This window comes from Microbacterium sp. A20 (genome assembly GCF_004794515.1).
Classification (GTDB): domain Bacteria; phylum Actinomycetota; class Actinomycetes; order Actinomycetales; family Microbacteriaceae; genus Microbacterium.
Window position 1 is genome coordinate 1 of sequence record NZ_SSDF01000040.1, and the last position, 9,636, is coordinate 9,636.

A 9,636-nucleotide genomic window follows, 5' to 3' on the forward strand; every position below is an offset into this window, starting at 1 on the left:
CGTCAACATCGTCGCTGCAGCTGAGTGATCTCAGCGCGACACTAATCATCCGGTTCGGGGCGGGCTTCGGCTCGCCCCGTCCGTGTATCTGCACACCGTCATAAAACAGGAACCCAGGGGAACCCGCACATGGTCACGTTCGTCGACACCGTCACACTGCACTTGCGTGCGGGTAAGGGCGGCGGCGGCTGCGTCTCCGTGCACCGCGAGAAGTTCAAGCCCCTCGGCGGCCCCGACGGAGGAAACGGCGGCGACGGCGGCGACATCGTGCTCGTCGCCGACCCGCAGACCGGCACGCTGCTCTCGTACCACCACTCGCCGCACCGCTCCTCGGGCAATGGCGGTCCGGGCATGGGCGACCACCGCTCCGGTTTCCTCGGTGAGACGCTCGAACTGCCGGTTCCCGTGGGCACCGTGGTGAAGAACACCGCGGGCGAGGTCCTGATCGACATGATCATCCCCGGCGAGCGGTTCGTCGTCGCCAAGGGCGGGATGGGCGGGCTCGGCAACGCGGCTCTCGCCACCCCGAAGCGCAAGGCTCCCGGCTTCGCACTGCTGGGCACGCCGGGATACGAGGGCGACGTCGTCCTCGAGCTGAAGACCGTCGCCGACATCGCGCTCGTCGGCTACCCGTCCGCGGGCAAGTCGAGCCTGATCGGTGCGATCTCGGCCGCGCGACCCAAGATCGCCGACTACCCGTTCACCACTCTGCACCCCAACCTGGGTGTCGTGCAGGTGGGAGATTTCCGCTACACGGTGGCCGACGTGCCCGGCCTCATCGAGGGCGCGAGCGAGGGCCGCGGCCTCGGACTCGAGTTCCTCCGCCATGTCGAGCGCTGCTCGGCTCTGCTGCACGTGCTCGACTGCGCCACGCTCGAGCCCGGGCGCGACCCGATCTCCGACCTCGACGTGATCCTCGCAGAGCTCGGCGCCTACGAGGTGCCCGAGGGGCAGACTCCGCTGCTCGAGCGCCCGCAGTTCGTCGCCCTGAACAAGATCGACGTACCAGAGGCGCGCGATCTCGCCGAGCTGGTCCGTCCCGACCTCGAGGCGCGCGGTTTCCGTGTGTTCGAGATCTCCACGGTCTCGCACGAGGGCCTGCGTCCGCTCACGTTCGCGCTCGGCGAGCTCGTCGAGAAGGCTCGCGCCGAAGCAGCGCTGGAGACCCCGCCGGAGCGGGTCGTCATCCGCCCGCGCGGCTCCAAGAAGGGCTTCACCATCCGCGTCGAGGGTGGAACCTACGGCAACGTCTACCGGATCCTGGGCGAGAAGCCGGTGCGCTGGGTTCAGCAGACCGATTTCCAGAACGAGGAAGCCGTGGGCTACCTCGCGGATCGCCTCGAGAAGCTCGGCGTCGAGGATGAGCTCTTCCGCCTCGGTGCGGTGCAGGGATCGACCGTCGTGATCGGCGAGGGCGACAGCATCGTCTTCGACTGGGAGCCCACGATGACCTCGGCGGCGGAGCTCATGAGCGCGCCGCGCGGCACCGACCCCCGTCTCGCACCCAACGCGCGCCGTACGACGTCGGAGCGACGCGAGCAGTACTACGAGCGCATGGACGCCAAGGCTGAAGCGCGCGCCGAGGTGGAGACCCAGCGCCTGGCCGCGTACCGCGAGGATGGCGAGTGACCGCACGCACGCGCGCTGATCTGGCGGCCGCGTCACGCATCGTCGTCAAGGTCGGCTCGTCCTCGATCAGCGGGGAGTCCTCGTGGCGCATCCCCGTGATCGTCGAGGCCCTCGCCGCGGCGCACGCACGCGGGACAGAGGTCGTGTTGGTCTCTTCCGGCGCGATCGCCTCCGGGATCCCGTTCCTGCGTCTGGACTCCCGGCCGAACGACCTCGCCACCCAGCAGGCGGCCGCGGCCGTGGGGCAGAACATCCTCATGTACCGGTATCAGGAGTCGCTTCGCCCGTTCGACATCGTCGCCGGCCAGGTCCTCCTCACCACAGGCGACCTGGAGAACCCCACGTCTCGTTCCAACGCCCGTCGCGCGATGGAGCGGCTCCTGGGCCTGCGGACTCTGCCGATCGTCAACGAGAACGACACGGTCGCGACGCAGGAGATCCGGTTCGGAGACAACGACCGCCTCGGCGCCCTGGTCGCGCAGCTGATCGAGGCTGACGCGCTCATCCTCCTCAGCGACATCGAGTCGCTGTACACGAAGCCGCCGACAGACCCGGGGGCGGAGCCCATCGACATCGTCGCGCACGACGCCGATCTCGCCGGGCTCGAGTTCGGTTCGACCGTGGTCAACAGCGTCGGCACCGGCGGGGCGGCCACCAAGGTCTCGGCGGCGCGACTGGCTGCGGCATCCGGCATCGGCGTGCTCGTCACCAGCGCAGATCTGGTGGACAAGGCGCTCTCCGGTGCCGAAATAGGGACCTGGTTCGAACCCGCCAGCTCATAAACTGGACGGATGACCGACCAGACCCCGCAGGCGCGCCTCGAGCGCGCCAAAGAGGCCTCCCGCGCGAGCGCAGCCCTGACCAGCGATGCCAAGGCTCGCGTGCTCGAAGCGATCGCTGTCGCGCTCCTGGCGGACGCACCGCGCATCATCGAGGCGAACGGTCGCGACATCGCTCGCGGGCAGCAGGAGGGCATCGGCGAGTCCCTGATCGATCGACTGCGGCTCGACGAGAAGCGGGTGGCGGCTCTGGCCTCCTCCGTCCGCGAGGTCGCCGCGCTTCCCGATCCCGTCGGGCGTGTGGTCGGCGGTCATCGGATGCCCAACGGCGTGGCGCTCGAGCAGGTGCGGGTGCCCTTCGGCGTGGTCGGCGCGATCTACGAGGCTCGGCCCAACGTCACCGTCGACATCGCCGCACTCGCGCTGCGATCGGGCAATGCCGTGGTCCTGCGAGGCGGCAGCGCCGCTCGCGACTCCAATGCCGTGCTCGTGGAGATCATGCGTACGGCGGTCGAGAGCGCCGGCCTCACGGCGGAAGCGATCCAGACCGTCGACGATTTCGGGCGCGACGGTGCGAAGGCGCTCATGCACGGTCGCGGTTTCATCGACGTCCTGATCCCGCGGGGGAGTGCGGGCCTCATCGAGACCGTGGTGACGGAGTCGACCGTGCCGGTCATCGAGACCGGGGCCGGCAACGTCCACATCTTCCTCGACGAGACCGCTCCCGACGACTGGGCTCGTGACATCGTCGTGAACGCCAAGGTGCAGCGTCCGAGCGTGTGCAACGCGGTCGAGACGGTCCTCGTGCATCGTCAGGCGGCGCCGCGGCTCGTGCCTCTGGTGGCCAGTGCTCTCCAGAGCGAGGGCGTCGCGATCCACGGCGATGACATGGTCGTCGGGCTCATGTCGAACGTGATTCCCGCCACCCAGGAGGACTGGGAGACCGAATACCTGAGCCTGGACATCGCGATGAAGGTCGTCGACTCGCTCGATGAGGCCCTCGCGCACATCCGGCGCTACAGCACGGGACACACCGAGTCGATCATCACCACGGACACGCGCAGTTCCGAGCGCTTTCTCGCCGAGGTGGACTCAGCCGTCGTCATGGTGAACGCATCCACGCGATTCACCGACGGAGGTGAGTTCGGGTTCGGCGCAGAGGTCGGCATCTCGACCCAGAAGCTGCATGCGCGGGGTCCGATGGGGCTCTCCGAGCTGACCAGCACGAAATGGCTCGCGCGTGGGTCGGGGCAGACGCGCGGCTGAGGGCTAGACTGGGGGACGCTGTAACCCCACAGGATCCCGAACAGCACGCCACGAAACGGAGCCAGGATGAACCTCGTCGCACAGATCGCGATGGCCGCTGCCGAAACCGAGCACCACGGCAACGTCGCGCTCGAGACGCTGATCTTCGGGGTCATCGCCGCGATCGTGTTCGGCGCGCTCGGCCTCGTGACGTTCTCTTACAAGAACGTCGCCAACCGTCACTCGGCGAAGGCTGAGGCCTGGGCCGCGCAGCACGGCAAGGACGGCCACGAGGCGGGACACGGCCACTAGGCCCGCATGAACGACGCTGCGACCACGCGCCCCCCGCGCATCGGCGTGATGGGCGGAACATTCGACCCCATCCATCACGGCCACCTCGTCGCAGCCAGCGAAGTCGCGAACTCCTTCGACCTCGACGAGGTCGTCTTCGTGCCGACCGGACATCCGTGGCAGAAGTCGGGCGTCTCACCGAGCGAGCATCGCTATCTGATGACCGTCATCGCGACCGCCTCGAATCCGCAGTTCACGGTGAGTCGGGTCGACATCGATCGCGAAGGCCCGACCTACACGATCGACACGCTGCGTGACCTGAAACGGGATCGACCCGACGCTGAGCTCTTCTTCATCACCGGAGCCGACGCCGTGGCGCAAATTCTCAGTTGGAGGGACCATGATGAGTTGTGGGAATTGGCCCACTTCGTCGCGGTCTCACGTCCTGGACATGTCCTGAGCACAGACGGCCTCCCGAGCGACAACGTGAGCCAACTGGAGGTGCCGGCGCTGTCGATCTCGTCGACGGACTGCCGCGAGCGGGTTCGTGACGATCAGCCGGTCTGGTACCTGGTCCCCGATGGGGTCGTTCAGTACATCGCGAAGCATCATCTGTATCGGAGCAAGGCATGAGTACATCGGATCAGCAAGGGCACGGTCCGCTGACGCGCAAGCAGCTGCGGGAGATCCGGTTGACGGGATCTAACCCTGTGATCTCCAGCGAGGAGGCAGCCGCGGCAGCCGAGAAGGCGCCGCCAGCGCCCCCGCTTCCACGTGCCGCCGAACCCGTCGAGATCGAGCCGGCACCGCTGCCGGTTCCCGTGGCCGAAGAGGCGAACGGCGATGCACCGCTGACCCGTCGTCAGGTTCGCGAGCAGGAGAAGGCCCGCACCGGTTCCGTCTCTGTGATCGGCGCCGACGAGGCGGAGGCGGCGTCGGCCGTCGAGCAGGTCGAAGAGCCTGCTGTATCACCCGCCGAGCAGCCCGATGAGGCGCCGAAGCAGGAGGAAGCTCCCGCGAAGGCCGCGCCAGAGGCTCCTGCAGAGGGTTCCGGCGAGATCGTCTCCGGGATCCCGGACTTCCCTCGGACGGTCGACGCCGGTGATGATGATGACGACGATGTGGATGACGAGGTCGCCGTCGCACCCGTCAGTGCATCCGTCGTCGCCGACACGGTCGGCGAGGTCCCACTCGAAGCGGTCGAGCCCTCCGCTGAAGCGACCGACGGCGAAGAAGACCTCGAGGCTGTCCTGGGCCTTCCCGCCGACGCGGGCGATGCGGCCGCAGACGACGATGTCCTCGCCGACGTGCACGATGCCGAGGAAGACCACGATGACGACGACACCGTTCGTCCGACCGTCAACTCGTCCTTCGGCGAGGGGCTTCTCGCAGACGCCCCCGACGCCCACGCACCCTTCCGTCCGTCCTTCGACGAGTTGATCGGCGTGGGAGATTCGACCGGCTCCCAGCATTCCGCTCCCAACGCGCTGATCTTCACCCCCTCGCCGGGAGAGGGTTCCCTCTCGGGCCCGGTCGCGTCCACCGGAGAGATCCTCGTCACCGGCTCCTATGAGCTGCCGCAGGGGATGGGCTCACAGGGCCACGCGCTCGGGACCACGGATGGCAAGGACGTCGACGCCGTCCTCATCGATGGCGAGCTGCCCCCCGCATCCTCGCCGACGCCGATCGCCGCGAGCTCGGCCGTCAGCACCATCAAACCAGCCGGAGAAGTCATCCGGCCTCCGGCCCCCGAGAAGGGGAACCGACTGATGGTCACGCTCGCCATCATCGCCGGCGGACTCGCCCTCGCGATCGGCGTCGTTCTCGTCATCGCCTTCACCACGAAAATGATCTGATGCAATCACCTGAAACTGCCGAAGAGATGCTGCGTCTCGCAGCCCAAGCCGCCATCGACAAGGGTGGAGAGGATCTCGTCGCGCTCAACGTCTCCGAGCCACTCCCGCTCGTCGACATCTTCCTGCTCGTCACGGGAAACAGCGAGCGCAACGTCGCCGCGATCGCCGACGAGATCGAAGACCGACTGATCGAGTCGGGGCACAAGCGCGTGCGTCGCGAGGGGCGGGCCGAGGCTCGCTGGGTGCTGCTCGACTTCGGCGATCTGATCGTGCACGTCTTCCACCAGGAGGAGCGCGTCTACTACGGACTCGAGCGCCTCTGGAAGGACTGCCCGGTCGTTCCTATCGACGTGGCTGAACCCGCCGCAGACGCCAGCTGACATGAGCACGCACCTGATCACCGGTGCGGGCTCCGGCATCGGGTCTGTTCTCGCCCGACGGTTGTTGGACCGTGGCGATGCGGTCGTGGCGCTGGCTCGCGATGCGGGTCGCGCCCGGCAGATCGCAGCGGACCTTCCCGGTGCGTCCGTCATCGTCGGCGACCTCGCTCAGCCGGGACGCCTGTCGTGGGCGCTCTCGAAGCAGCAGCTCCCCGAGCGCATCGACTCGCTGGTGCATGTCGCCGGTGTCGTCGACCTCGGCGACGTCGCTGATCTCACGGCCGCTCTGTGGGAGCAGCAGCTCGCCGTCAACCTCGTCGCTCCGGCCGAGCTCACGAGGCTCCTCCTTCCTGTGCTGCGCGTGTCTCAGGGGCAGGTCTTGTTCGTGAATTCCGGCGCAGGCTTGCGCGCCAACGCCGGATGGTCGGCGTATGCCGCGTCCAAGCACGGTCTCAGGGCGCTGGCCGATGCGCTGCGCGCCGAGGAGGCCGCGCACGGAGTTCGCGTGACTTCGATCTACCCGGGTCGCACGGCGACACCGATGCAGGAGCGCGTGCACCAGCAGGAGGGGCAGGCGTACGACCCGGACCGCTTCGCCACACCGGAGGCGGTCGTCACGACAATCCTCACGGCGCTCGACCTTCCGCGTGACGCGGAGATCACCGATCTGACGGTGCGTCCAGGACGCTGAGTCGTCCCGGCATCCTCCGCGGGGGATGTCAAGGGGCTTCTTTCGGGAGAGCGGATGGCGCAGGCTCTTCTTGAGAGAGTCCTGGAGGGCCCCCACATGTCTGAACTCCCCGACCCGCGCTTCATGTTGAATCGCATCACCGCGTCGGAATGGGTGATCAACGACCTTCGGTACTCGCCGAACGATCCGCGTCATGTGGTCGCCTGCGTCTACGAGCTCGCCGAGACCGAGGTCGAAGTGACGTGGCTTCGCGATCTGCCCCTCGCCACCCGTTACGGGACCGCATTCGAGGTGCTCGAGGATGTCGAGCGGATGCGTGATTCGAGCCGGGCGACCCGTCCGATCGCCATTCCCCACCGGCCGCCCCTGATGGCCACCTGACCTTCCCGCTGTCACACACCGAAGCGCACCCCTCGATGATCGAGGAGGTGCGCTTTGGCGTTCGCGCTAGGGCGGCCCCCCGAAGCGCAGTCGCCGGTCAGAGCAGCTTCCGCTCAGAGCAGCCGCAGATCGGTGATGCAGGTCCGATCATCCGGCGACGTGGTCGAGAGCGGCACTGACCCCGTGAGACCCTCGCTCTCGACGGTCAGCGTCGCCTCGATGTCCCGAGGCACCCAGATGCCGATGAAGCCGTTGTCCGCAGTGGGCCGGGTCTCGTCGACGAGTTTTGTTCCGTCTTCCGCGGTCACGATGACCCGGACATCGGGGTCGGAGAGCTCACCGAGGCACGTCGTGAGGCTGTGGAAGTGGCACTCGTGCGTCTGTTCGCGGAACGGTGCGATCGAGAGGTACACCGAATCTCGGGGCATCGGCAGTCGGCCTTCCCGGCCGCTCTCTTCGCGGAGCATGAGAGCATCGGGTTGCACCGATGCGATCAGAGCATCCGGTCGGTCCGCGACGGGCATCGTGTCGAGTCGTTCGATGACCTCTTCGACGTCGAGTCGGGCGAGATCATGTGATGCGAGGATCTTCTGCGCCGTCGCGGTTGACGGGTCGGCGTCCGCCGCGGGCGCGGTGCATCCGGCCAGGGCGATGCCGGCGACGGCCAGCGTGGCGAGCACTGAGAGAAGCTTGCGTCGAGGCGATATGAAAAGGGCGGGCGTGTCTTGATTCATGGTGTGGTCCTTCATGCGGAGTGGGGCCGGTACCGGGCGCGATGTGCCGGCACCGGCCCCTGAAAACGTGTCAGAGAGCGGCGAGGAGGTCCGTCATCTCCTGGATCTCCTCCGTCTGCGCGTCGATGATCGCCTGGGCGAGCTCGACCGCCTCCGGGTCGCTTCCCTCGTCGACCTGCGTCTGCGCCATCTCGACGGCCCCCTCGTGGTGCATGATCATCTGCTCGAGGAACAGCCGGGAGGCCTCCGGCCCGTCCGCGTCCCGCAGAGCGACGAGGTCCTCCGCGCTCATCATTCCGTCGCCGTGGTCCATCCCACTCGCGTCGCGGTCATCGGAGCTGACGCCCCATTCGTCCAACCAGTCTTCGAGCTGTTCGATCTCCGGTCCCTGAGCGGCCTTGATCCGCTGGGCGAGCTCGGTCACCGCGGGATCGATCCCGCTCGCGGCGAGCACGACGTCGCTCATCTCGATGGCCTGCTCGTGGTGGACGATCATCATCGACGCGAACATGACGTCGGCATCATCGACGCCGGCGGACGGCGACGAGCCGTGGTCCATGCCGGACATGGATCCGGCATCGGTGCCGGTCGCACAGCCGGACAGCAGCAGGACGGCAGAGAGGGCGAGCGCGGTTGCGGCCGCAGCACGAATCTTCATGGGTGTTCTCCAATACGCAAAGTCGTTGCGCACACGCCGGGCGGCGGCGCGCGAGTGTGAGAAGTGTGGAGCCGGGCGCGAGAGCGCGGGCTCGACAGCTGCTCAGGTGCGACTGATGCAGAGAACGTGAAGCGAGGGTGCGCGGGGGAGGAACCGTGCCGTGAGGATCTCGATGAGGGGCGACTGGAGCAGTATTCCCGACCGGTTGCGGAGCATTCCGGGCGCGATGAGGAGGACGAGCACGAGCAGAAGGGCGAGCACGCACATCATCGCCGCACCGGTGTGATCATCGCTGCTGCAACCGGCGCAGGACATCTCGGCCGCCCCTGTGGGGTTTCCGGAGAGGTGCCCCTGGGCCGTGCCGTGGTGCGCCGAGGCGGACTCGACTGCAGTCATCATCACCGCAGCCGGTGAGTCGGCCGCTGCGGTCCCGTGCAGATTCAGAGTGTGCATGCCCACCAGTCCGACGATGAGCGCGGCGACGAGTAGCACGCCTGACAGCACACCCCGGAAGATGCTCGATGAGCTCCTTCCGGACCGCGTCGCCGCCACCGGTGCCATGCAGCAAGTCTAAGCGGGGTGGTGCGGCCAGATCCGCTCAGACGGCGGTGGCGTCGCCGTCCTCGTCCGCTCCCGCAGCGATGCGATCGGCCTCCGCGCTGTCGACGAGCGCGTCATCGGCGTCCGGATCGAGGACTTGCTCGCCGTCGAGATCTCTGGTGGGTACACCGGCCGCGTCGTCGTCGTGGGGGACCGGAGGCACCGGAGGAATGATGGGGTTCGACATGATCGCATCCTTTCGTCGAGGTGCGTTCACGCTAGAACCCGCAACATGCGGACTGAACCGGCTTGACGCCCGTCAAGTCGCACGCTAGCGATGGTGTCGCTCCGCGCGGCTGCGTGTGATCGTCTCCGTCTCAGAAGGCTCCGGAGACAAGAAAACCCGCGATCTCTCGCGGGTTTCGTTGTGGACCTGAGGGGACTCGAACCCC

The 9,636-nt window shown here is 67.5% G+C and carries 13 protein-coding genes; 9 read left to right on the forward strand and 4 right to left on the reverse strand.

What is annotated here, in order from left to right; genetic code table 11:
- Positions 1–129 precede the first annotated feature (129 nt).
- From obgE to DW298_RS02480, 9 genes are all read left to right on the forward strand, one after another.
- Positions 130–1,629, forward strand: coding sequence for a GTPase ObgE (gene obgE, locus DW298_RS02440; RefSeq protein ID WP_136040926.1), 1,500 nt, complete (start codon positions 130–132; stop codon positions 1,627–1,629).
- Positions 1,626–2,411 (forward strand): glutamate 5-kinase, encoded by a 786-nt coding sequence (gene proB / locus DW298_RS02445; RefSeq protein WP_136040927.1) that lies wholly within the window; start codon positions 1,626–1,628, stop codon positions 2,409–2,411. Before obgE ends, proB begins: the two co-directional genes overlap by 4 nt.
- Positions 2,412–2,420: 9 nt before the next feature.
- Positions 2,421–3,674, forward strand: a complete 1,254-nt coding sequence (locus DW298_RS02450; protein WP_136040928.1) for a glutamate-5-semialdehyde dehydrogenase — start codon at positions 2,421–2,423, stop codon at positions 3,672–3,674.
- A 66-nt stretch (positions 3,675–3,740) separates the two neighbouring features.
- On the forward strand, positions 3,741–3,965 hold the full coding sequence (locus tag DW298_RS02455; protein ID WP_029261671.1) for a hypothetical protein: 225 nt from the start codon (positions 3,741–3,743) through the stop codon (positions 3,963–3,965).
- Between the two features lie 6 nt (positions 3,966–3,971).
- A complete protein-coding gene (nadD, locus tag DW298_RS02460; RefSeq protein WP_136040929.1) occupies positions 3,972–4,577 on the forward strand; it encodes a nicotinate-nucleotide adenylyltransferase in 606 nt (201 codons plus the stop codon).
- A complete protein-coding gene (locus DW298_RS02465) occupies positions 4,574–5,800 on the forward strand; it encodes a hypothetical protein (RefSeq protein ID WP_136040930.1) in 1,227 nt (408 codons plus the stop codon). Before nadD ends, DW298_RS02465 begins: the two co-directional genes overlap by 4 nt.
- Positions 5,800–6,180, forward strand: coding sequence for a ribosome silencing factor (gene rsfS, locus DW298_RS02470; protein ID WP_091037033.1), 381 nt, complete (start codon positions 5,800–5,802; stop codon positions 6,178–6,180). The genes DW298_RS02465 and rsfS overlap by 1 nt, the downstream gene beginning before the upstream one ends.
- Position 6,181: 1 nt before the next feature.
- Positions 6,182–6,871: an SDR family oxidoreductase gene (locus DW298_RS02475; RefSeq protein ID WP_136040931.1), complete on the forward strand. Its 690-nt coding sequence runs from the start codon at positions 6,182–6,184 to the stop codon at positions 6,869–6,871.
- A gap of 96 nt (positions 6,872–6,967) precedes the next feature.
- The gene (locus DW298_RS02480; protein ID WP_136040932.1) at positions 6,968–7,252 is read left to right on the forward strand and encodes a hypothetical protein; all 285 of its coding nucleotides are present in this window, start codon (positions 6,968–6,970) and stop codon (positions 7,250–7,252) included.
- 113 nt (positions 7,253–7,365) lie between these two features.
- Here the strand turns inward: DW298_RS02480 and DW298_RS02485 are convergent, their stop codons facing one another.
- From DW298_RS02485 to DW298_RS02500, 4 genes are all read right to left on the reverse strand, one after another.
- Positions 7,366–7,932 (reverse strand): CueP family metal-binding protein, encoded by a 567-nt coding sequence (locus DW298_RS02485; protein ID WP_240744990.1) that lies wholly within the window; start codon positions 7,930–7,932, stop codon positions 7,366–7,368.
- A 124-nt stretch (positions 7,933–8,056) separates the two neighbouring features.
- A complete protein-coding gene (locus DW298_RS02490; protein WP_136040934.1) occupies positions 8,057–8,644 on the reverse strand; it encodes a DUF305 domain-containing protein in 588 nt (195 codons plus the stop codon).
- A gap of 102 nt (positions 8,645–8,746) precedes the next feature.
- A complete protein-coding gene (locus DW298_RS02495; protein WP_136040935.1) occupies positions 8,747–9,205 on the reverse strand; it encodes a hypothetical protein in 459 nt (152 codons plus the stop codon).
- Between the two features lie 37 nt (positions 9,206–9,242).
- Complete coding sequence (locus DW298_RS02500; protein ID WP_136040936.1) at positions 9,243–9,431, reverse strand: hypothetical protein; 189 nt, start codon at positions 9,429–9,431, stop codon at positions 9,243–9,245.
- Positions 9,432–9,636: the final 205 nt, after the last annotated feature.

Bases quoted from the DNA above. Each gene is read 5' to 3' on its own strand.
- obgE (WP_136040926.1), top strand. From the start codon at position 130: ATGGTCACGTTCGTCGACACCGTCACACTGCACTTGCGTGCGGGTAAG.
- DW298_RS02450 (WP_136040928.1), top strand. From the start codon at position 2,421: ATGACCGACCAGACCCCGCAGGCGCGCCTCGAGCGCGCCAAAGAGGCC.
- DW298_RS02455 (WP_029261671.1), top strand. From the start codon at position 3,741: ATGAACCTCGTCGCACAGATCGCGATGGCCGCTGCCGAAACCGAGCAC.
- nadD (WP_136040929.1), top strand. From the start codon at position 3,972: ATGAACGACGCTGCGACCACGCGCCCCCCGCGCATCGGCGTGATGGGC.
- DW298_RS02465 (WP_136040930.1), top strand. From the start codon at position 4,574: ATGAGTACATCGGATCAGCAAGGGCACGGTCCGCTGACGCGCAAGCAG.
- rsfS (WP_091037033.1), top strand. From the start codon at position 5,800: ATGCAATCACCTGAAACTGCCGAAGAGATGCTGCGTCTCGCAGCCCAA.
- DW298_RS02475 (WP_136040931.1), top strand. From the start codon at position 6,182: ATGAGCACGCACCTGATCACCGGTGCGGGCTCCGGCATCGGGTCTGTT.
- DW298_RS02480 (WP_136040932.1), top strand. From the start codon at position 6,968: ATGTCTGAACTCCCCGACCCGCGCTTCATGTTGAATCGCATCACCGCG.
- DW298_RS02490 (WP_136040934.1), bottom strand. From the start codon at position 8,644: ATGAAGATTCGTGCTGCGGCCGCAACCGCGCTCGCCCTCTCTGCCGTC.
- DW298_RS02495 (WP_136040935.1), bottom strand. From the start codon at position 9,205: ATGGCACCGGTGGCGGCGACGCGGTCCGGAAGGAGCTCATCGAGCATC.
- DW298_RS02500 (WP_136040936.1), bottom strand. From the start codon at position 9,431: ATGTCGAACCCCATCATTCCTCCGGTGCCTCCGGTCCCCCACGACGAC.